We start from the raw sequence: 21,402 nt of genomic DNA on the forward strand, positions 1-21,402 counted from the left end.
GGTCAGTGCACGGTCAGGCGCTGGCGGACAAACTCCTCGACATGGCGAGTGGTCTGATCGAGGTGTCGGTCGCGTTGTTTCTCGGCGTCGAGCATCGCCCGTTTGCCATTTTTCTGCAGCAGGTAGGTGTGAATCTGCTGCACTTCCAGCGACCGGTAGATCGGTGTGGTGTCGATAAATCCGCGCAGGCCGTTGCTGCGGTAATGCCGGGTGCTCATCAACACCTGGGTTTCACGCTGGCCAATCACCTCAAAGCCCAACGCTTCGAAGTACGGGACTTTGCCGATCGTGCAGGCCAGTTCCGCATGGGGATAGCGCCCGACCATCTCACCGATCAGCGCCCGCGCCACACCCTGACGCCGATGCCCTTCGCGCACCGCCATATAGGCGACGCTGCAGGCTTCCCAATCGCCCTGCACCGGCAGGTACAACAGAAAACCAATGACTTGCTCCGGATCATCCTCGTCGGTGGCCACCAGCAACTCGACGTCGGTGCCCTTCTCGCCATTCAACGCTTCCAGATACAGATGCACCTCATAGCCGACCGCGTACTGATAGACGTTGTACAGCAGGTTGCTCGGGCCGAGTCCGACCGCGCTGATGTCGGTCAGGTAGTCGACGACCATCTGCAGAATCTGGCTGTTGACGCCTTCGGGGCATGGGGATTTGTAGTGGGTGATGCGTGGCATGACGAACTCCGACGGTAAAAAGCGTTGCCGACCGCCGCAGCGGTCGACGAACCGCGACATCATACCGTGACGCACGCGCTCGACGTCTAAAGTTCCTGTTCCGAGCGCCGATGTAACGGTCTCCTACAAATGTCACCACCAGGGATCGGCCATGTACTACCCGCGCGAAGCTGCCAAGGATCACCTTTACAACCGTATCGTCATGCTGACCGTTGCTTGCTGCGTGGTTTTGCTGCTCGCTGCAATGGCGCACAAGTCGGGCATGCTTTATGGGGCGCTGAGTTTCAACGGTGTGGAAACCCGCGGCAGCGTCACGGCACTGGAAAAGATTCCAATGAACGCCAATGGCAAGGTCATTCACTATCAATACACCGATGCCCAAGGCCAGACCCATGAAGGGCAACACGCCGACGAACGCTACGTCGAGCATACCCAATATGAAGTCGACGGCCCCATCACCCTGCTGGTGTCGCCGTGGATGCCGGATAAAAGCTGTATCGCCAGCCAGTTGCAGAGTTACCGTACGAGCTTCTACATCATGACCGGCGGTGTGTTGCTCGCACTGCTGTTTCTGCTGATCTCGGGCAGGACGTTCTGGCAGATTCAGGTAATGAAAGAACAAGACCGGTTTTATTGAGTCCAGCCTCACAGGCAACAACCTTCACGCGCGCCGGGCGTCTTGCTGCGGCGCCATCCTGACGTTCTCGCACCGCCCTCCCTGAAAAAAATTTCATCCACCTCAGACGGGATCTTTCGCAAATCAGGCATCCAATTCTGCAGCTGCGTTCACTTTTCAACGCAGGCCTTGAGGAGTTGTCATGAGCGTTTTGCGTTCCCTGTCCAAATGGCGAAAAACCCTGCTGCTGGTGCCGTTGACGCTGGCGGCGCTGAGCAGCGCCCCGGTGTTTGCGCAACCGGTGGTGATCGTCCAGCAAGCTCCACCGCCGATGCGCATGGAAGTGATGCCCGGCGCACGTCCCGGTTATGTCTGGGATCAAGGTCATTGGCGCTGGCAAGGACGCGGTTACGTGTGGATACCCGGCCACTGGCAACCGGTGAGGTACGGCGCGCGCTGGAAACCCGGGCACTGGCAGGCACGCGGACCAAACTGGTTCTGGGTCGAGGGGCATTGGGTGCGATGAATGCGCGACAGCCTGACCATCACTTCTTGCGAGAACACCACCATGTCGAAGACCGTTAAAGCACTGCTGGCCGCCACGCTGGTGGCCGTCACGTTGTCCGGTTGCGTCGTCGAACCGGCCCGTCCGCATCGGCCTCCGCCGCTGGTCGAGGTCGTTCCGGTGATGCCGGCGCCGGGTTATCACTGGGTTGCCGGGCACTATCGCTGGGGCGGCAACCAATGGCGCTGGGTGCCGGGGCACTGGCGGGCCTATTGATTGCAAAGGCGGGCGTCACTGCTGTGGCGCCACCACTTTGAATTTGATGGCGATGTCCTTGGACACCACGGTGTCCGCCCACTCCCCCGCGCCGAGGCCGAACTCGTCACGCTTGAGCACCAGTTCACCGTCGAAAATGCCGATGGCACTGTCCGGTTTCAATTCCACCGGCACCTGCACTTCACGGGTAATGCCTTTTAGGGTGAGCTGGCCAGCAATCAGGTAGTGGTGCTCGGCCACTTGGGTGAAGTGGCTGGATTCGAAAACCGCGACCGGGAATTTTTCAGTGTCGAACCACGCCGGTTTCACCAGCTCGGTGTTGGCGTCTTCGCTGCCGGCATCGATGCTGTTGAGGTCGATGTGCAAGGTGGTACGGGCGTTGGCGAGGTTGTTGGTATCGAAGTCCAGCGTCGCCTCAAACTTTCCAAAGGTGCCGTACATCGGCGAGCCCATCTGGTTGTAGGTAAAACTGATCTGGCTGGCGGTGGTGTTGACCCGCGTGTATTCGACAGCCTGCGCGGTACAGACGACGCACAGCGAACACGCGGCAACCAGCAGCAATCGGATCGACATGGGATTCTCCGGACGGGGCTAGCCGTCGAGGGCTTCGATTGAATTAAGCAAACATCCGACTGTTACGCCAGCGCCTACACCAGACGCTCGATCTTCTGATGCTGCCAGACCAGTTTGTAATACAAGGTCTGCAACACCAGCATGCCCAGATAGGCCACCGGAAACGCCATCCACACACCCTGCAAACCGTACTGCCCGTCCAGCCAGTACGCCGCTGGCAGTTGCACGCCAACCACGCAAATGATCGCAATCGCCACCGGCACCAACACCGTGCCGCTCGCGCGCATGATCCCGCCGATGATTGCCTGGAAGCCGAACACCAACAGGCTCCACAACATGATGTGCAGCAGATGCTCAGCCATCGCCCGGGTCGAGTCCTCGGTCAGGAACAGCCCCAGCAGCCAGTGCGACAACAGGTAGCCGAGCACAATCAAACCGCCGGTCAGGCACACGTTGATCAACAGCCCGGTGCGCAGAATCGGCCCCATGCGCTCCAGCCGCCCGGCGCCGATGGCCTGCGCACCGAGAATCGACGCGGTGATCGCAATCGACAACGCCGGGAACTGCACATAGTTGACGATCTGCGTCACCGCCCCATACGCGGCGGTCGCTTGCGAGCCGTGCTGGTTGACCAGCGCCAGGATCACCAGCTCCGACAGCGACAGCACAATCATCTGCACGCCGGTCGGCAGGCCGATGCGCAAGACCTTGCCGAGAATCGCCCCGTCAAGGCGCAGCGCGGCGAAGAACTCCCGATCCGGCGCCAACGGGTGCCCTTTGCGAATCAGGCGCCACGCCAGCCATGCCATCGCCGCGAGGTTACCGGCCAGCCCGGCGTACGCCGCACTTTGAATACCCAATTGCGGCAAGCCGAACCAGCCGCGAATCAGCGCCGGGGTCAGGGCCAGCCCGACGCAGGTCGAGACCATCAGCGCCAGCAATGGCGACAGCGTATCGCTGACCCCGCGCAACAGCTGGGTGAACAACACAAACACCAGCAGCGACGGCAAGATCCACATCATCACATGGGCATACGCCACCGCATCGTCAAGCACATCCGCCGGCGTCCCCAGCCCCGCCAGCGCCTGCCGCGCGAACACGCTGCCCAACACCGCCGCCACCAGACCGATCAACACCCCGAGCAACAGCGTTGCCCCGGCAATCGCCTTGACCATGTGCGGCTCACGCGCGCCCCACGCCTGACCGATCAACACTCCGGCGCCTGCGCCGAGGCCGATCACCAGTGCGATAAAGAAGAACACGATGGGAAACATCCCCGATACCGCCGCCAACGCCTGGGTGCCGAGCATCTGGCCGATGTAGATGCTGTTTACCGTGCCCGACATCGATTGCAGAAAGTTCGACAGCACCATCGGCGCAAGGAACAGCAGGTAGGTGTGCCAGAGTGGGCGTTGGGCGACGGCTTGCATTGAATAGAGGTCCATCTCGACGGCGGGAGGGCTGATGGAGGATAGCTTCGGTGAGTTGCACGCGGGGCGCAATTAACATTTCAAATCGGTGTTTATGACCGGTGGCCGCGCCTGTGTAACGGACACGCTTCTGTAGGTGCAAGTTCAGAGCTGTGGTAAACAACTGCCCACTTTCACTTCTCTCATTGAGGCTCTGTTCATGCCGCGCTTTGCCCATCTGCTGACCGCCACCCTCCTCGCCGTGCTCACCACCAGCGCTCACGCCGCCGCGCCTGGCGAAACGTTGAAGCCGTTGCTGGAAACACTCAACGAACGCCTGAACATCGGCGACCTCGTCGCGCTGACCAAATGGGACAGCGGCAAGCCGATTCAGGACAGCCCGCGTGAAGCGCAGGTTATCGCCAATGCCCGCAACCTGGCCACCGAGCGCCAGCTCGACGCGGAAGACGTGGCGCAACTGATCGCCGCGCAAATGGAGGCGAATAAACTGGTGCAGTACGGCTTGCTCGCACAATGGCAAGCGTCCGGCGCTGCGCCGGACACCCCGCGCCCCGACCTGGCTAAACAGATTCGCCCGCGTCTGGATGAGCTGCAAACCCGCCTGCTGCAGCAATACGCCGATTTCGCGCCGTATCGCCATGATGCGAATTGCCCGGTGTGGCTGGCCAAGGCGCGCATCGGTCTGGCCCACGACGCGCTGCATGAACTGGCCCTGACACGGGCGACCGGTGAGTTGTGTGTGCGGGCGGCGAACTCGCGCTGAGAAACGGCCAGATCAAAAGATCGCAGCCTGCGGCAGCTCCTACAGGGGGGATTGGTGAACCATCATTGCGGTCGATGTTCACCATCACGGCAATGAAGTTCTCATAAAAATTCCACGGCGTAACATCAGCTCCATACCAACCAACAACACCCCGGAGCACACGATCATGAAACGCCAGACCCTTCTCAGCATCGCTTTCTCGGTTTTCGCCATTAACGCTTTTGCCGCCACCCCGGCACACACCCAAGTCGCAGAAGGCGGCTCGGACAAGTTGATTGAAAGTCGTGTTGCTGAGGGCGGTTCTGATCGTCTGATCGAACGCCGCGTTGCTGAAGGTGGCTCGGATCGCCTGATCGAACGCCGCGTTGCTGAAGGTGGCGCTGATCGCCTGATCGAACGCCGCGTTGCTGAAGGTGGCTCGGATCGCCTGATCGAACGTCGTGTTGCTGAAGGTGGCGCTGATCGCCTGATCGAACGACGCGTCGCATAACTCTGCGGCTTCATCGCAATCACAATGAAAGCCCGGCCTGATCAGCCGGGCTTTTTCACGTCCGGCGCCATCCATTCCCCGACTGGCCACCCACCGCCTATTGCGCATACCATGCGGCCACAACTCCAAAACAGACCTCGACTGCCCATGCTCAAAGCCAGTCTGCGTAGCCACCTCACCCTTTGGTTTGCCGGTTTATCCCTGCTGACGCTGCTGAGCGTGGGCTTCTATGTCGGCCATATCGCCACGGAACAAATGAAGCAGGCCAGCGGCAATGCGTTGCTCAACACCGCGCGCTCGGCTGCATCGTTGTTGGGTGAACGACTGCGCGAACGCCAGTTGGAGGTGTATCTGCTCAGCCGTGCGCCGCATCTGGAGCGTGGTGATCTGGATAACCCGGCGATTCTGAAATCGATGCAACTGCGCACCCAGGCCCGCACCGAGTATGCGTGGATGGGCGTCACCGATGCCGAGGGCAAGGTGCATCAGGCGGTGAACGACTTGCTGGTCGGCCAATCGGTGCAGCAACGGCCCTGGTTCCAGGCCGGGTTGCGCGGCGAGTACACCGGCGATCCTCATGAGGCGGTGTTGCTGGCGAAAATGCTGCCGGCCCTGCCGAACGGTGAACCGCTGCGCTTCATCGATTTCGCCGCACCGATCCGCAACGCAGACGGCCAGGTGATTGGTGTTCTTGGCGCCCACGCACACTGGAGCTGGGTGACCCGCATTGTTGAGTCGGCGGCGCTTTCGCATAAAAACTCAACGCCGGATATCGAAGCGTTGATCATCGATCACGATGGCAAAGTGCTCTACCCGGAAGCGCTGATGGGTCAGCAACTGGCAATTGACACCAAAAGGCAAGGCTGGACGGCGGGCAACGGATTCCTCACCAGCGTGGTCACCGTACCGACGCCGTCGAGTACGGTGCTGTCATGGTCGATTGCCGTGCGCCAGCCATTGGAAACCGCACTGCAACCGGCGCGCCTGCTGATGTACAAATTGCTGATTCTGGGTGTGGTCGCGGCGGTGCTGTTCGGCTTGGTGGCTTACTACCTGGCGCTGTACCTGAGCCGACCGATCGAACAGCTCGCGCGCTCGGCGCGGCAGGTGCAAAACCAACAGCCCGGTGCGCAATTCCCGCTGCAGCACCCAGTACTGGAAATTGCCCAGCTCGGCCAGTCCATTGATGCCATGACGCAATCGCTGCTCGGCAAAGAGCGCGAGCTGCAAGAGGCCAATGCCTCGCTGGAAGCAACCGTCGCGCAACGCACCGCTGCGCTGACGCAGGCCAATGCCGAATTGCTCAGCCTGGCGACCCACGACAGTTTGACCGGCGTTTACAACCGTCGCCGTTTCGACGAGAAACTCACCGAATACACACTGCTGTTCCGCCGCACCGGACGTCCGTTCTCCCTGCTGCTGATCGATGCCGATCACTTCAAGCGCATCAATGATTCCCACGGCCACGCAGTGGGTGATGATGTGCTGCAACAATTGGCGCAGTTGATTCAGAGCAGTTTGCGCACCACGGACTTCGTCGCCCGTTACGGCGGCGAAGAGTTCGCTGTGCTGTTGCCGGAAATCGCCAAACCCGACACTCCGGAAGTCGTCGCCGAGAAGATCCGCGTGGCGGTCGCCGAAGCTCACTTCCCGGTGATCGGGCAAGTGACGGTCAGCATCGGCATCGGCCTGGCGGACCCGGCCGATAACAACCACAACGCACTGATCAAACGCGCCGATCAGCAGTTGTATCAGGCCAAGGCGGCAGGTCGTAATCAGGTGGCGTGATCAGCCCTTCTTCACTTCGCAAATCCCGTTGGCCCGGTTCTTCCCGGTGTACGACACCGCAGGCGAACCGTCGGGATTGATGCTCAGGGAAATGGTCACGCCCGCGCCTTTGGCTTCGAAGTAGTTCTCGTTGAATTTCTTCAACTGGCCTTCCTTGCCATTGATATAGATCGGCCCGCCTTCATCGGCGTGCACTTCGATCTTGCCCGGGCACGTCGCGTTGAGCATAGGGATGCCGGCATGGGCGATTGCGCTGACAAGCAACAGCGGGGCTGCCAGTAGCAGAAATTTCATGGTGAGCTCCTTGAGTGCAACGGTGTGCCGGACGATAGGGAAATACCGCACAAGTACCCTATCGACCCGTGACCGACCGCAGCGTTCCGCGAACACGATCGCCTTGTGCCGATTACTGTTTCAAGTGATCGACCAGCTTGTTGACCACCAGATCGGACACATGGCTGAACGCTTTGCGCAACGCCTCGGGATCCGTGGCGTACTGCTCCGGTGTATAGGCGATGGTGTTGGCATCGTTGGATACAGAGATCGTGTCGAAATTACGCCATACCGCTGAGCCGTTGCGCTTGATTTGCGCCGTGGCACCGATGACGGGATACAACACGGTGCTGAAGTTCTTCAGGCAGAGGCCCCATTGCGAGACCAGAATTTCGACCTCGGCATCGGCTCGATCACCCTCGCCCACCACGGTAAACAGATGTTCCTGCTGTACGCGTTTTTCGAAGCTTTGCCGGATCAACTGGCTCAGGTCGATGCCATTGGCCTTCATGTTGTTGCGAATCGCCAGAGTGATATCGCCGGTGGCCACGTCCGCCGCTTTCGTCCCTGCCACAGAGCCCGCCCCCGTTAACGCACCGGCGCCAGAAGTCGAAGCACCTGAGGCCATACCTGCCGCTGCGCCGGCTCCAGCACCCAGGCCGGCGCCCCAGGCCTGCGTCATGCTGGTGTATTGAAAGTTATCGACGGCAACAAACACCGGCAGCACTTTCACGGTTTTGATCTGCTGGCGGTCTTCAACGCTGAGATCTTTGGTCACGCAACCCGTCAGCAAAACGAGGGCAGCAACAGCGACGAGTAGCTTTTTCATGTCATTTTTCAATCAGGGACTTGGGTGTCCGGCATATCGCCCGAACACCGCAATACTTGAGTCGCGAAGAAGACGTAGTGGTGACGGTCATGACCCTGGCGGCGGAATCAATCGAGCGTGATGGAGGGGGTTGCCACAGAGAGCATCAACCGACATCGCGGCACCTCAAAAACACGCACGCCCTGTAGGAGCTACCGTTATTGCGTGAAGGTCTGGAGGTACGCCAGCAAATTGTCGAGTTTTTCTTCGTCGCTCAAGCCCCAGAAAATCATCCGCGTACCCGGCACCACGCCTTTCGGATCCTTCAGATAGGCGATCAGCGTTTCGCGATCCCAGGTCACTCCCGAGTTCTTCATCGCCTCTGAATACACGTAATTCGCTGACGTACCGGCGGGCCGACCGATGATGCCATTGAGTTGCGGACCGAATCCGGGGCGGGCCGATTCGCCGACCTGATGGCAGCCGCCGCACAGACGCGGAAAAATTTTCGCGCCGGCTTCGGGGTCGCCTGCGGCGAGGGTGAACGTACTGGACAGGCCAGTGGCGAGCATCAGGGCGAGTGACAGTGCAGCGGTGTTTTTCATCGAGAGTTCCGGATCGGTCTGCATCGGGCGACGCAAGGGTAGCATTATGTTTTTACAGGTAAGCGCCAATGATCTTTCTGACTTTGCTCAACGCCTGACGCAACACGTCCATCTCTACCGAGCCCAACGCCAGGCGAATCGCATGCGGCACATGACCCGCCACCGAAAACGGTTCAGCCGTGGTGACGGAAATCTGCTCGTGCATCAGCTCGACGACAATCTGATCGGCGCGCACGTCTTCCGGCAGCGGTAGCCACAGGAAATACGACGCCGGATGGCCAATGCTCGGCAGTCCTTTCAACACTTCGGTGGCCAGTGCCTGCCGCACCTTGGCGTCGTTGCGCTTCTGTTCCTCAAGCACCGTCACCGTGCCGTCGTCGAGCCAGCCACAGGCGATGGCAGTCATGACGCCTGGGGTGTTCCAGGTCGTGGCGCGGATGATGCGTTCCAGTGCTGGCACCACGTCGGTCGGGGCGGCGATGAAACCGACACGCAGGCCTGTGGCGATGTTTTTCGACAGGCCCGAGACGTAAACCGTGCGCTCCGGCGCCAGATCGATCAGCGTACGCGGTGGGTTTTCAACCAAAAAGGCGTAGGCCGCGTCTTCGATTATTGTCAGATCATATCGCCGTGCAATCGCCACCAACTGCTCGCGCTGCGCCAGCGGCATCACCCAACCCAACGGGTTGTGCAACGTCGGCATGCTGTACACGGCGCGCACCGAGCGGCTGCGACAGAGTTTGTCCAGCGCGGCGAGATCCGGCCCTTGATCACCGAGCGCAATGGCTACGACTTCCAGATGCAGCGCTTCGGCCAGCACCTTGAACCCGGAATAGGTCAGCGCGTCGGCGGCGATCACATCGCCGGGTTTGAGCAGCGCCATCAGCGTCACTGCGAGGCCTTGCTGGGCGCCGTTGACGATCAGCACTTGCTCGGCCTCGACCCTCACCCCGCGCGTCAGCAGGTGCCGCGCGACCGACGCGCGCTCGTGGCCGCGCCCGGCGTGCGGTTGATAACGCAGCAACGCCTCCAGATCGCCCGACAACGCCAATTGGCGCAGCGCTGTGCGCAACAAATCCGCCTGACCGGGCAACGATGGGTAATTGAAATTGAGGTCGATCACGCCGACCGCCACGTCTTTCTGATCGATGCCCTTCCCCGGCGACAGCGACGTTTCGCGGACAAACGTACCGCGCCCGGTCTCACCGCTGATCAGGCCCATGGCCTCCAGCTCTGCATATACCCGCGAGGCCGTGACCAGCGCCAGCCCTTCTTGAGCGGCCAGTTGCCGGTGGGTCGGCAACCGTGTACCCGGCGGCAACATCCCCGAGCGGATGTCCGCCGCGTAGGCGTCAACCAGTGTCTTGTAGCGCGAACGTGGCATGCCGGATGTATCCATGACAATTCTTTGATTGTGCTGATTCTCGGCTCTAGCATGGCTGCAATGCAACCCACTTCCGAGCGTGAACGGTGATGGAAAGGACTTCGAATCTGACGACCCCGGCACTGGAAAAAACCAGTGGCTGGATCAACGGTTTTATCGGCGTGGTGATCTTCAGCGGTTCGCTGCCGGCCACGCGTATGGCGGTGCTGGAGTTCGATCCGGTGTTTCTCACGGTGGTTCGCGCCGCCATCGCCGGGGTGTTGGCGGTGGCGCTGTTGTGGCTGTTTCGCGAGCGGCGCCCGGCGCGCAATCAGTGGTTGTCGCTGTTGATTGTCGCGCTGGGCGTGGTACTTGGTTTTCCACTGCTTACCGCCCTGGCGCTGCAACATGTGACGTCGGCGCATTCGATTGTGTTTGTCGGCTTGCTGCCACTGGCCACAGCGATTTTTGCTGTGCTGCGCGGCGGTGAGCGGCCGCGACCGGTGTTCTGGATTTTCTCGATGTTCGGCAGCGCGCTGGTGGTCGGCTTCGCGCTGGCACAAGGTCTGACTGCCTCGCCCACTGGCGATCTGCTGATGCTCGCGGCGATTCTGGCCTGCGGTCTCGGTTACGCCGAAGGCGCGAAGTTGTCGCGCACTCTCGGCGGCTGGCAGGTGATTTGCTGGGCGCTGGTGCTTTCGCTGCCACTCATGGCGGTGTTGAGTGTGTGGCTGGCGCCCGCCTCGTTCAACACAATCAGTCTGTCGGCGTGGCTATGCCTGGGTTACGTGTCGCTGTTCAGCATGCTGATCGGTTTTGTGTTCTGGTATCGCGGCCTGGCTCAGGGCGGGATTGCCGCGGTCGGTCAGTTGCAATTACTGCAGCCGTTTTTCGGTCTGGCGCTGGCGGCGACCCTGCTACATGAACAGGTCAGCCTCGGCATGCTCGCCGTGACGTTTGGCGTGATCCTGTGTGTCGCCGGGGCGAAGAAATTCGCCAAATGATCTTCAGGCACCCGCCTTCCACTCGCGTGGGCTGAGCCCGGTCTTGCGCCGAAACGCCCGGGCCAGCGCCGAAGGACTTTCGTAACCGACCTCTTCGGCAATCAGCGCAATCGGTCTGCCTTCGCGCAGGCGTTTCTGCGCCAGGCTGACGCGCCAACTCAGCAGATAATCGGCCGGCGTTTGCCCGACAACCCGGCGAAACTGCTCGGCAAACCCGGCGCGGGACAGGTTGGCGACAGCGGCCAGATCCGCCACGCTCCACGGTTTTTGCGGTTGCTCGTGCATCAGGTTCAAGGCACGGGACAGGCGTGGATCGGCCAGCCCGGCGATCATCCCCGGTTGTTGTTCGCGACTGCTGATCAAGTGCCGCAGCAACAGAATCACCAGCAGTTCGAACAGGCGATCCATCACCGCCACCCGCCCGCAATGACCTTCGAACGCTTCCTTGAACAGCCATTCCACGGTGTTGCCCAACTCCGGGATGTCCGTCAGTTTCAGCACCAGATAATCCGGCAGCGCCGCCGCCAGGGCATTGCCGGAGCCGCCATCAAACGTCAGCGTGGCGCAGACCAATCGGGTGTCCATGGCTTCATCGGCAAACATGCGATGGGTAAAGGGTCGGGGGAAGAAGATCAGCGACGGTTCGCTCAGGCGAATCTCACGCTCGTTGCCCGGTTTGAGCAGCAATTCACCGGCCTGCAAAAGATGCACATGCCCCACCGGCTCGTTGTCATGAACGCTGACGCCGCAAAACGCGCCGCTGTGGAACGTACCGGCATTCACGCCGAAATGGCTGAGCAATGTTGAAAGGCGATCCATGGACGACTCCGAGGGCATATCTGGACGATCTGCCGCATATCCTCGACGATTTGCCGCCAATCCACCAGCCTCACTGCATAACATGACCTCCATCCCCGGCGCACTTCGCACCGGACTTTCGGAGAATCACCATGAGCCGCATCCACGCTATCAGCCTCGAAACCGCCGCCGACGCCAGCCGCCCTGTGCTGGAAGGCGTGAAAAAGAAAATCGGTTTCCTGCCCAACGTCTTCACCACCCTGGCCAAAGCACCGGTGGCCCTCGAAACTTACGTACAAGCCTCGGCCATCCTCGGCAAGACCTCGCTGAACGCCCAGGAAAAAGAAGCGGTGTACCTCGCCACCTCACAGGTCAACGGTTGCGACTACTGCCTGGCGGCACACACCTTGTTTGCCGGCAAAGCCGGGCTCTCGGCGCAGGACATCGTCGCCGCACGCCAGGGCGAGCTCAACGCCTACGCAACCCTCGCCCGCCAATTGACTGAAAGCCGTGGCCACTTGAGTGATGAACAAATCGCCGCCGCCCGCGCTGCCGGCATCGACGACGTGAAGATCATTGAAGTGATTGCACTGGTGGCCGTGCAGAGCCTGACCAACTACCTGAACAATGCGGCGCTGACCGATATCGACTTCCCGGCCATCTGAAGTCTGGCCACACAACAACAACAACAACAGTGGGAGCGAATCTGCAAGCGCTAGCGGCGTGTCATTCAAAGCATCTTTGACCGACCCGACGCCATCGCGAGCAGGCTCACTCCTACAATTGGATCGCCTACAACCCGCCAGAAACAGGTCGGCTGTCAGGCCGCCTTCGCGAGCAGGCTCGCTCCCACAGTTTTAACGTGCGTACAACCCCAGCGGCAAAGCCGCCCCACTCAACAGGATGAGCGTTAGCTCGGCTGCAGCTCTTGATCTTGATCTTGATCCACGGGCGACGTCGGAAGGCTGAGTGGAGGGATTCATCCGGGCGTGGGAGCGCAGCGACCGTTTGGCGCAGCCAAACACAGCGAGAGGAGGTGCAGCGAAGCAAACCGTAGGCGATGCGCCCGGATGGATCCCGGAGCGAAGGAACCCCGAGCCCCAGCGAGCGGGCCGCACGTAGGAGCAAGCCTTTTTGGTTACTTTTTCGGCGTCTGGAAAAAGTGACCCGCCGTAAGGGCGGAACCCTAATCAGCAACACCCGCAGCAACGGATATATACCCGGTCAACCAGACAATCAGTGATGCACCTCACCCGCCCGCTTCAACAATTTCTTGCACCGCTCAGACAAATGAAACACCTGCAAATGCTTACCCGCCTTGGCATAGCGCTCGCGCAGAGTCCTCAAAGCCGCAATCGCCGAATAATCAACAAAACTCAAATGCCGACAATCCAGCGTCACCCGAGCCGGATCATTAGCCGGATCAAACTGATTGAGAAACGGCGTAGTCGAAGCAAAAAACAACGTGCCATGCAAACGATAAAGCTTGCTGCCGTCAGCCTCCAGATGCTCATCGGCATACAACTCACGCGCCTGCTGCCAGGCAAAGTTAAGCGCAGCGATAATGATGCCGCACAGCACCGCAGTGGCCAGATCAGTGAACACCGTGATGGTAGTCACAGCAATGATCACCAGCACATCATTGAGCGGCACTTTGTTCACCACCCGCAACGACGCCCAGGCAAAAGTCTGCTGCGACACCACAAACATCACACCCACCAGCGCCGCCAGCGGAATACGCTCGATCAGCGGCGACAAAAACAGAATGAACAACAGAATCAGCACCCCGGCGACCACACCGGACAAACGCCCGCGCCCACCGGAACTGAGATTGATCACGGTCTGGCCGATCATCGCGCACCCGCCCATACCGCCGAACGCACCCGAGACCATATTGGCCGCGCCGAGCGCCACGCACTCACGATCCGGGTAGCCACGGGTTTCGGTGATTTCATCGGTGAGGTTCAACGTCAGCAGGGTTTCCAGCAAACCAACCAGCGCCATCAGAATCGCGTAAGGCGCAATGATGCGCAGGGTTTCAAGATTCCACGGAATATCCGGCAAGGCGAAGGTCGGCAAGCCACCGGCGATGTGTGCCATGTCGCCAAGGGTGCGGGTCGGCAGGCCGAACAGATAAACCAGCAAGCCGACGCCGAGGATCGCCACCAGTGCCGGCGGCACCGCTTTCGTCAGACGCGGCAGGATGTAGACGATGGCCATGGTCAGCGCCACCAGTCCGGCCATCAAGTACAACGGCGTACCGCTGAGCCAGTCTTCACCGCTCTTGAAATGCTCCAGTTGCGCCAGCGCAATGATGATCGCCAGCCCGTTGACGAAGCCGAGCATTACCGGGTGCGGCACCATACGCACCAGTTTGCCCAGGCGCAGCAGCCCGAACGCCATCATGATCAGACCGCCGAGCAACACTGTCGCCAGTAAATACTGCACGCCGTGCTGCACCACCAGCGCGACGATGACCACGGCCATCGAGCCCGCCGCACCAGAGACCATGCCCGGCCGGCCGCCAAACAACGCCGTCAGCGTACAAATGATGAAGGCACCGTACAGGCCCATCAGCGGATTGAGGTGCGCCACCAGTGCGAACGCAATACATTCGGGCAACAGGGCAAACGAGGTGGTGAGTCCGGCCAGGACATCGGCGCGCAGACGAATCGGTTTCATGGCTTACCTGATTGAGCGGCCGCCGAGTGCGGCTGCAGGTGTTCGGGAAAAAGAGGGTTGCGGATGTTACGGAATTGTCGCGGATCGGGCCAGTGAACGCTGACACTTGTCGGTCCGACCTTTATGCTGGCGCGCTCCTCTGGTCATTGAGTTCGACATGTCTGCATTTCTGAGCGCCCGCGAGGTGTGTCAGCGTTTGCGTGAAGCGGCGCTGGGCGTGCTCGCTTTGAAAATCTGCGAGCGGCCTACCAAGGCCGGGCTGGTCACGGTCGATATCGAAGGCTGGCAGTTGCGGCTGGATGTTGAAGGTGGGCGGTTACATCACTGTGAATTCGCCCGCAATGGTGACGGACAAGAAGGCGCGCTGGACAGTTGGCAGCGTTATGGCACCGATCCGGTGAGTTTGCTCAGTACCTGGGAATTGGCGCAGATCGAGCGAATGCTCAACGCGCAAACGAACGAGGTTGCTCAATGATGGCACTCTGCCCATAATTCGCGCCCTCCTCTATTCCCACGCAAGGAACTGCCGTGAAGAAGTCGCTGTTGTTGATCCCGATGCTGGCCCTGCTCCTGCAAGGCTGTGGCATGACCATGACCCGTTACGAACCAAGCTTCGAGAACGTGCAGAAGTTAAAACAAACCCCGCCGCTGCACGCGATCAGCAATCCTCAGGTCACGGCCGAATCCGGTGAAGGTTCGCTGGTGGTCCGTGCCAACCCGGTTCGCTCGCCGTCCGGCAGCATCCCGGCACACATTCAGGATGCGATCACCGAAGAACTGCGCAAGGCCGGTCTGCTCGATCCGCAGGCTCAGCGTCAGTTGAAAGTGCTGGTGGTGAAGAACGAACTGTCCGCCGGCATGGGCACGGGCGACGGCAAACTTGCTGCACGTTTCACCCTGCTCAACGGCAACGATGTGGTGTACGACGCGACCAAGAATGTCAGCAGCCAATGGAGCAGCAGCTTCTTCGGCTTCATTGCGATCCCGAACGCAGTCAACGCTTACAACCCGATGGTGCGTGACTTGCTCAAGGAACTCTACAGCGATCCACAGTTCATTCAGGCCCTGAAGTAAGGGTAAAAAAAGAGCCGCGATTGCGGCTCTTTTTTTGGCTTCAGCCCCGTGGAATGCGGGTTTCGAGTGCCGAGTACTTCAGGTTCTTGCTATCAACCATCTGCTTGAGCAGCGCGTTGACCTGACGGGTGAAGGTGTCATTCACCGCGTCTTTAGGCGTGTTGGCCATCAGCGGGATGAACCAGATGCCGATCCAGGTACCGATCGCATCGTGGTTGCTCGCGGTGGTCAGGGCCTGACCTTGTCCATCCATGCCTTCCAGGCTCATGGTGTACTGATCGGTGCCATACGCCGGGATCACCATCATGCTGAAGCCGCTGATGAAGGCCAGCACCATGGAACCGGCATTCGGCGGATGGTTGTACATTTTCAGACGCAGGCTGTAATCGCCCGGCTGCTTCTGGAACTCGTCCAGGGTGACACGGCCGAACAGACCCGAGTCAGTGAGAATTTTTTGCAGCTGTGGTTTCAGTTGATCGCGCGCTTGCGGCACTTCCACAGCGGAGCCGCTTTTCGGTTCGCCCTGGTAGAAGTCGAAATCGACGTAGACGTTTGGCTTGTTGGTGTAGCTGGCCATCGACGGCATGGTCACCGGCGCCACTTCGTCTTTGGTGAAACTGGCACAACCGCCCAGCGCAAGTACCAGCCCCAGCGCCAGAATTTTCCCGAATTGCATGATGTCCGTCCCTATGTGTACAAAACCAAATGATGGCATTGCGCCTTCATTGTGAAGGCCGGGCGGATTCTAGAGAGAGCGGCCTTCGGGCGAAAGCCTGAATTGAGGAAATCAGCAAAAAAATTTGATCAGCCCTGCCGCAAGTCGAGGTTGTAGGTGTAATAACCGCTGTCACGCACGTAGCCGAGGGATTCGTACAAGCCTTGAGCCGTGAAGTTGTCGGTAGCGGTTTCCAGTACCAGCCCTTTGGCACCGGTCGCCAAGGCAAAGTCGCGTGCAGTGTTCATCAACAATCGGCCAACCCCACGCCCACGGGTGGCGGGCGTGGTGAACAGGTCGCTGAGTAGCCAGGTGCGGTGGGCATCGATGGACGAGAACGTCGGATACAACTGCACGAACCCCAGCGCCAAGCCCTTTTCATCCTGAACCAGAAAAATCGCGGATTCATCGCCGGCCATGCGCGCGGCGATGAAGGTTCGTGATTGCTCAAGGTTCGACGGCTGCTGGTAAAAGACTCGGTAAGCGTCGAACAACTGCGCCACCGCATCCAGGTGTGTCGCGTCGGCCCGCAGTGTCTGAAGGGTCATGTGCCTGCTCCGTTTCCAGTCAATGATCGAACCAGCATAGCGTCGCCCTTCGAGTGTGCTGGCTTCATCGCTATATAGTTTTGTATATTGCGAAACCGAAATCGCCAGAATCTTTCCATGCCGTCCAGCCAACCTGTATTGCCATGAGTGCCATCCGCGTACGCAACGAGCAGTTGATCCTCGCCGCTGCCAGCGAGGAATTCGCCGCCAACGGCTTCAACGCCACCCAGACCCGCGATATCGCGGCGCGTGCCGGGGTGCCCAAAGCCAATCTGTATTACTACTGCCAGAGCAAGGAAAACCTCTACAGCAAAGTGCTGCTGGGGTTTGTCGAGCCGCTGCTGGAAGCCTCGGCGGTGCTGCGTGAAAGTGATGATCCGCTGACGGGACTGCGCGCCTACGTGGCCGCACGCATTCGCATCGCCCGCGAACATCCGGCGATTGCCAAGGTGTTCAGTGGCGAATTGTTATTGGGCGGTCGCCAGTTGCCGGATGAGTGCCGCGATCTGTTGCAGGCCGAAGCGCAGCGCAACGTTGAATGTCTGCGCAGCTGGATCGAGCGCGGTTTGCTCGCGCCGGTGGATCCGGAGCATTTGATGCTGTTCATCTGGTCGGCAACGCGCACGTACACCAATATCGGCTGGCAGATGGGCCGGATCATGGGGCGCGAAGTGCCGCAGGATGAGGATTATCAAACGGCGGCACAGACGATCACGCGCATGGTGCTGGAGGGCGTGGTCGTAGCGCCGCGGGTGGGCGAGATTCGTGGGGTGTAGTTTGCGACGTGATGGCGCAATGCTGCGCAGATCAGGGCATGAAGTCTACGGGGAGTTCCAGATGATCTTTCATGCGCTCGTTCCAGTCGTGCAAAGCGCCGGGTAGACGTTTTTTCCATTTCGCAACATCGGTGTAATAGCGCAGGCGCGAGTGTCCGGTGTTGTCGTAGGTAACCAACAAGACCCAGAAATGGCCATCGGCTGACCGCATCACGATGCCGGTGCCACCCAGGCCGCGCATCCACATCTCCCAGACCTGACTACCCGGTACATCAGCGGAAGATTCAGCGGTCATCAACGAGCCGGACTTTTCCACCAGCGTCTGATAATCAGTCTTGAGCAACGTGTGCAGTGCCTGGTTTTCTCCCGGTGTTTGCGCCAGGCCCAGGCTGAGCATGTCGTAATCCAGCGTCAGCGGTTGCTGCGAAGCGACAAAACGACCGGTGTAGTAGACGCCCAACCCGGCACTGCAATATCCGCCTGCACCGACGAGAGAAATATCCAGCACACCATTGATGGGGGTGAACAACAGGGTGCACTGGTCTTCCGAGTAAACGGCTTTACCGTCCTTGAGTGTGGCAACGCCATCCAGATCACCGGAGTTGGCGCCCTCAGCCGCCGTGATGTCGATGCTGATGTGCGTGGGGTCGCGGCGCTGGGTTATGACTGTCGCCGAGGTTGAGGTCCCTGGCGGAATGAGCTGCCAGGTCGCGTCCCAACTGAAGGGCTGGGTGGCGTGTTCAAGTTCGGTCAGGCGCATTAAATACTGCCGACGCAAACAGGCTGTCTGATCGCCACAGGCGTTGCGGTTTTTCAGCCACTGCCGCTGGTCTGCCTTGAGGGCTTTGGCATCGGGGACATCAGCCGATGTCGAGTGCCAGAGCTTGCCCAGCTTCTCATCGAGTTGCGAGATCTGCGGGTCGCCACAAATGGCTTTTTCAGTTTTGCTGGCAGCGCTGGCGCAATCGAAACTGCTGGCGTGGGTGATAGAGGCAAACGCAAGGCACATCAGCGCCAAGGCATGACGCCGGGAGATAGCGAACATCGAGAGATTCCATTCTTCGGACGGCGCGCAGTATGCCAGTGCTGCCAACGGAAATCCCTGATGGTCACAGCAATCAGGATTCTTCAATCAATGTGGGAGCGAGCTTGCTCGCGAAAGCGGTGGATCAGCCACTATCAATGTCGACTGACACACTGCCTTCGCGAGCAGGCTCGCTCCCACAGGGTTTTGTCTGGATGGTCAGAACGTGATGCTGGCTGCGGGTTTGACGTCGATACGCGCCACCGAGCCAGTCAGATGCGCCAGATCCTTGTTGTGCTCGGCGATGATGTCTTCGGCGCTCATATTGCCGTTGTCGACGGTGGAATGCGCGTCGGCGGCAAGCACTACGTCATAACCCAGCTCATGGGCCCGGCGTACGGTCGCATTGACACAGTAATCGGTTTGCAGACCGCAAATAACCAGTCGTTCGAAGTCTTCACTTGGCAAAAATTTACCCAGGTCAGTCTGGTAAAACGAGTCCCGGGTGGTCTTGCGTACGCGCAGGTCCTTAGGCGATGTCTCAAGCCCTTCGGCCAGTTGCCAGCCTTCGGCACCATGGGCCAACGGGCTGTCCTTTTCTTCATGTTGGATCAGCACCACGGGCACGCCAGCCTTGCGTGCGCGAGCACTGAGACCGTTGATGGTGTCGAGCACGCGCTGAATGTCGTAGCACTGATATTCGCCCGAGCAGAGGGCGCGCTGGACGTCGATGATCAGTAATGCGGTGGTCATGATGAGCCTTCCTTGATCAGTCCTTGAGACAGGGGCGGACGTAAGCCCGCCCCCTTTTTACGCGCCTCAGTAACCCAGTGACAAGCCCGTGTTGCGGCGTGGATCGTTGGCGCCGTAGAAACGGTTTTTGCCGACCGGCTTACCGCCCAGCGAAGGTGCACCCACCAGAATCGCGGCGATGTGGTTGGCGTCCTGCGGGCCGGCAAACTTGTGACCCCAGCTCTCAAGGAGCTTCTTCGTGTCGGGGCTGGCGGCGAAGTCTTCGAGGTTGGTTTCCTCCGGCATCCACTGCTGGTGGAAACGTGGCGCATCGACCGCCTCCTGCAGGCCCATGCCGTAGTCGATGACATTGAGCATGGTCAGCAAAGTCGCCGTGATAATACGGCTGCCGCCCGGTGTACCGACCACCATCACCACTTTGCCATCCTTGGTGACAATGGTCGGGCTCATCGACGACAGCGGTGCCTTGCCCGGAGCAATCGCATTGGCTTCGCCCTGCACCAGGCCGTACATGTTCGGCACGCCGACCTTGGAGGTGAAGTCGTCCATTTCATCGTTGAGGATCACCCCGGTCTTGCTCGCCATCACGCCCGCGCCGAACCAGTCATTGAGGGTGTAAGTGACCGACACCGCATTGCCCCACTTGTCGACGATCGAGTAGTGAGTGGTGTTGCTGCCCTCATGGGGGGCTACGCCGGGTTTGAGTTCGGCCGACACGCCGGCCTTTTGCGGCTGGATGGCGTCGCGCAGTTTGGTCGCGTAGTTCTTGTCCAGCAGATGCTCGATCGGGTTTTTGACGAAATCCGGATCGCCCAGGTAGCTGTTGCGATCAACATAGGCGTGGCGCATGGCTTCGATCTGATAGTGCATGCCTTGGGCCGAATGGAAGCCCAGATCCTTCATCGGATAGCCTTCGAGGATGTTCATGATCTGGCAGATCACTACCCCGCCAGAGCTTGGCGGCGGCGCCGAGACCACGTGATAACCACGGTAGTCGCATTCCACCGGAGCCAGTTCGCGGGTCTTGTATTTATCGAGGTCAGCCTGGGTGATGATGCCTTTGTTGGCCTGGCTGGAGGTGACGATGGCGTCGGCAACCCAGCCTTTATAGAAGCCGTCGGCGCCTTTTTCGGAAATGGTCCGCAGGGTTTTGCCGAGATCCTTCTGCACCAGTTTCTGCCCGACCTGCATCGGCTCGCCGTTATGCAGGAAGATCGAACCGGAGTCGCGCATGTCCTTCTTGAACACGTCGGTGGCGTACTCCAGCAACTCGACGTCACCCTGCTCCAGCGCAAAACCGTCTTCCGCCAGTTTGATCGCCGGTGCAATCATTTCCTTGCGCGGTTTGGTCCCGTATTTGCTCAGCGCCAACTCCATGCCGGACACGGTGCCCGGCACGCCCACCGCCAGGTGGCCACGGGTACTCAAGTCGGGAATGACGTTGCCTTCCTTGTCGAGGTACATGTTGGCAGTGGCCGCCAGTGGTGCTTTCTCACGAAAATCGAGGAAGGTCTTGCGCCCGTCTGCCAGTTGAATGGTCATGAAGCCGCCTCCGCCCAGGTTGCCTGCTGCGGGATAGACCACCGCCAGCGCGTAACCCACGGCGACCGCCGCATCGACGGCATTACCGCCACTTTTCAATACGTCGACGCCGACATGGGTGGCCAGATGTTGCGCGGTGACCACCATGCCGTTTTCTGCGGCAACCGGTGCCACCGACGCCGCGTGAGCCATGAGACAGCTGAGTGCCAGTGAGGTCGCTATCAGCGATTTGGCCAAAGGTTCGTACTTCATGAGTCGATCTCTTTTTTGTTTTCAGGGTCTGTGCAGAACAGAGGGGGATACGCTG

General features: G+C 59.9%; 25 protein-coding genes. 11 read left to right on the forward strand and 14 right to left on the reverse strand.

Features of this window, described 5'->3' with window-relative positions; translation table 11 throughout:
• Window positions 1-2: 2 nt before the first annotated feature.
• Complete coding sequence (locus tag CLU80_RS01915) at window positions 3-689, reverse strand: GNAT family N-acetyltransferase (RefSeq protein WP_099759332.1); 687 nt, start codon at window positions 687-689, stop codon at window positions 3-5.
• Window positions 690-840: 151 nt separating this feature from the next.
• Here CLU80_RS01915 and CLU80_RS01920 point away from each other — a divergent pair, with 151 nt between their 5' ends.
• The 3 genes from CLU80_RS01920 (at window position 841) to CLU80_RS01930 (ending at window position 2,086) form a co-directional block, all read left to right on the forward strand.
• Window positions 841-1,326, forward strand: coding sequence for a DUF3592 domain-containing protein (locus CLU80_RS01920; RefSeq protein WP_099756612.1), 486 nt, complete (start codon window positions 841-843; stop codon window positions 1,324-1,326).
• Between the two features lie 181 nt (window positions 1,327-1,507).
• Complete coding sequence (locus CLU80_RS01925) at window positions 1,508-1,831, forward strand: YXWGXW repeat-containing protein (protein WP_007908150.1); 324 nt, start codon at window positions 1,508-1,510, stop codon at window positions 1,829-1,831.
• A gap of 42 nt (window positions 1,832-1,873) precedes the next feature.
• Complete coding sequence (locus tag CLU80_RS01930; RefSeq protein WP_007908149.1) at window positions 1,874-2,086, forward strand: YXWGXW repeat-containing protein; 213 nt, start codon at window positions 1,874-1,876, stop codon at window positions 2,084-2,086.
• A gap of 15 nt (window positions 2,087-2,101) precedes the next feature.
• Here the strand turns inward: CLU80_RS01930 and CLU80_RS01935 are convergent, their stop codons facing one another.
• The gene (locus tag CLU80_RS01935) at window positions 2,102-2,659 is read right to left on the reverse strand and encodes a YceI family protein (RefSeq protein WP_099756613.1); all 558 of its coding nucleotides are present in this window, start codon (window positions 2,657-2,659) and stop codon (window positions 2,102-2,104) included.
• A 74-nt stretch (window positions 2,660-2,733) separates the two neighbouring features.
• A complete protein-coding gene (locus tag CLU80_RS01940; protein WP_099756614.1) occupies window positions 2,734-4,089 on the reverse strand; it encodes an MATE family efflux transporter in 1,356 nt (451 codons plus the stop codon).
• Window positions 4,090-4,288: 199 nt separating this feature from the next.
• Here CLU80_RS01940 and CLU80_RS01945 point away from each other — a divergent pair, with 199 nt between their 5' ends.
• From CLU80_RS01945 to CLU80_RS01955, 3 genes are all read left to right on the forward strand, one after another.
• Window positions 4,289-4,852 (forward strand): chorismate mutase, encoded by a 564-nt coding sequence (locus CLU80_RS01945; RefSeq protein ID WP_093441152.1) that lies wholly within the window; start codon window positions 4,289-4,291, stop codon window positions 4,850-4,852.
• Between the two features lie 166 nt (window positions 4,853-5,018).
• Window positions 5,019-5,342 carry a hypothetical protein gene (locus CLU80_RS01950; RefSeq protein ID WP_099756615.1) on the forward strand — a complete coding sequence of 108 codons (324 nt, stop codon included), beginning with the start codon at window positions 5,019-5,021 and terminating at the stop codon, window positions 5,340-5,342.
• 147 nt (window positions 5,343-5,489) lie between these two features.
• On the forward strand, window positions 5,490-7,130 hold the full coding sequence (locus CLU80_RS01955; RefSeq protein WP_093441156.1) for a sensor domain-containing diguanylate cyclase: 1,641 nt from the start codon (window positions 5,490-5,492) through the stop codon (window positions 7,128-7,130).
• Here CLU80_RS01955 and CLU80_RS01960 read toward each other — a convergent pair whose 3' ends face one another.
• The 4 genes from CLU80_RS01960 to CLU80_RS01975 form a co-directional block, all read right to left on the reverse strand.
• Window positions 7,131-7,424, reverse strand: coding sequence for a hypothetical protein (locus tag CLU80_RS01960; RefSeq protein ID WP_099756616.1), 294 nt, complete (start codon window positions 7,422-7,424; stop codon window positions 7,131-7,133).
• 112 nt (window positions 7,425-7,536) lie between these two features.
• Entirely contained in the window at window positions 7,537-8,232 is a 696-nt protein-coding gene (locus tag CLU80_RS01965; protein WP_099756617.1) for a hypothetical protein, read from the reverse strand.
• Between the two features lie 197 nt (window positions 8,233-8,429).
• On the reverse strand, window positions 8,430-8,816 hold the full coding sequence (locus CLU80_RS01970) for a c-type cytochrome (protein ID WP_093441176.1): 387 nt from the start codon (window positions 8,814-8,816) through the stop codon (window positions 8,430-8,432).
• 52 nt (window positions 8,817-8,868) lie between these two features.
• Window positions 8,869-10,200, reverse strand: a complete 1,332-nt coding sequence (locus CLU80_RS01975) for an aminotransferase-like domain-containing protein (protein ID WP_099756618.1) — start codon at window positions 10,198-10,200, stop codon at window positions 8,869-8,871.
• Window positions 10,201-10,289: 89 nt separating this feature from the next.
• Between CLU80_RS01975 and CLU80_RS01980 the strand changes: the two genes are divergently transcribed.
• Entirely contained in the window at window positions 10,290-11,183 is an 894-nt protein-coding gene (locus tag CLU80_RS01980; RefSeq protein WP_099756619.1) for a DMT family transporter, read from the forward strand.
• 3 nt (window positions 11,184-11,186) lie between these two features.
• Here the strand turns inward: CLU80_RS01980 and CLU80_RS01985 are convergent, their stop codons facing one another.
• Window positions 11,187-12,002: an AraC family transcriptional regulator gene (locus tag CLU80_RS01985; protein WP_095048045.1), complete on the reverse strand. Its 816-nt coding sequence runs from the start codon at window positions 12,000-12,002 to the stop codon at window positions 11,187-11,189.
• 131 nt (window positions 12,003-12,133) lie between these two features.
• Here CLU80_RS01985 and CLU80_RS01990 point away from each other — a divergent pair, with 131 nt between their 5' ends.
• The gene (locus CLU80_RS01990) at window positions 12,134-12,646 is read left to right on the forward strand and encodes a carboxymuconolactone decarboxylase family protein (RefSeq protein WP_093441201.1); all 513 of its coding nucleotides are present in this window, start codon (window positions 12,134-12,136) and stop codon (window positions 12,644-12,646) included.
• A gap of 571 nt (window positions 12,647-13,217) precedes the next feature.
• On the opposite strand, the gene CLU80_RS01995 is transcribed toward CLU80_RS01990, so the two are convergent.
• Window positions 13,218-14,663, reverse strand: a complete 1,446-nt coding sequence (locus CLU80_RS01995; RefSeq protein WP_099756620.1) for a SulP family inorganic anion transporter — start codon at window positions 14,661-14,663, stop codon at window positions 13,218-13,220.
• Between the two features lie 157 nt (window positions 14,664-14,820).
• On the opposite strand from CLU80_RS01995, the gene CLU80_RS02000 reads away from it, so the two are divergent.
• Window positions 14,821-15,138 (forward strand): DUF7693 family protein, encoded by a 318-nt coding sequence (locus CLU80_RS02000; protein ID WP_099756621.1) that lies wholly within the window; start codon window positions 14,821-14,823, stop codon window positions 15,136-15,138.
• 53 nt (window positions 15,139-15,191) lie between these two features.
• The gene (locus tag CLU80_RS02005) at window positions 15,192-15,737 is read left to right on the forward strand and encodes a hypothetical protein (RefSeq protein WP_007908120.1); all 546 of its coding nucleotides are present in this window, start codon (window positions 15,192-15,194) and stop codon (window positions 15,735-15,737) included.
• 40 nt (window positions 15,738-15,777) lie between these two features.
• Here CLU80_RS02005 and CLU80_RS02010 read toward each other — a convergent pair whose 3' ends face one another.
• Window positions 15,778-16,413, reverse strand: coding sequence for a hypothetical protein (locus CLU80_RS02010; RefSeq protein WP_099756622.1), 636 nt, complete (start codon window positions 16,411-16,413; stop codon window positions 15,778-15,780).
• Between the two features lie 128 nt (window positions 16,414-16,541).
• A complete protein-coding gene (locus CLU80_RS02015; protein WP_099756623.1) occupies window positions 16,542-17,000 on the reverse strand; it encodes a GNAT family N-acetyltransferase in 459 nt (152 codons plus the stop codon).
• 143 nt (window positions 17,001-17,143) lie between these two features.
• Between CLU80_RS02015 and CLU80_RS02020 the strand changes: the two genes are divergently transcribed.
• Window positions 17,144-17,776 (forward strand): TetR/AcrR family transcriptional regulator, encoded by a 633-nt coding sequence (locus tag CLU80_RS02020; RefSeq protein WP_099756624.1) that lies wholly within the window; start codon window positions 17,144-17,146, stop codon window positions 17,774-17,776.
• Between the two features lie 31 nt (window positions 17,777-17,807).
• Here the strand turns inward: CLU80_RS02020 and CLU80_RS02025 are convergent, their stop codons facing one another.
• From CLU80_RS02025 to ggt, 3 genes are all read right to left on the reverse strand, one after another.
• On the reverse strand, window positions 17,808-18,821 hold the full coding sequence (locus tag CLU80_RS02025; RefSeq protein ID WP_099756625.1) for a lysozyme inhibitor LprI family protein: 1,014 nt from the start codon (window positions 18,819-18,821) through the stop codon (window positions 17,808-17,810).
• Between the two features lie 198 nt (window positions 18,822-19,019).
• Window positions 19,020-19,553, reverse strand: a complete 534-nt coding sequence (locus tag CLU80_RS02030; protein WP_099756626.1) for a cysteine hydrolase family protein — start codon at window positions 19,551-19,553, stop codon at window positions 19,020-19,022.
• Window positions 19,554-19,619: 66 nt separating this feature from the next.
• On the reverse strand, window positions 19,620-21,347 hold the full coding sequence (gene ggt, locus CLU80_RS02035; RefSeq protein WP_093441230.1) for a gamma-glutamyltransferase: 1,728 nt from the start codon (window positions 21,345-21,347) through the stop codon (window positions 19,620-19,622).
• Window positions 21,348-21,402: the final 55 nt, after the last annotated feature.

Source organism: Pseudomonas sp. 29 (assembly GCF_002754355.1).
Classification (GTDB): Bacteria; Pseudomonadota; Gammaproteobacteria; order Pseudomonadales; family Pseudomonadaceae; genus Aquipseudomonas; species Aquipseudomonas neuropathica.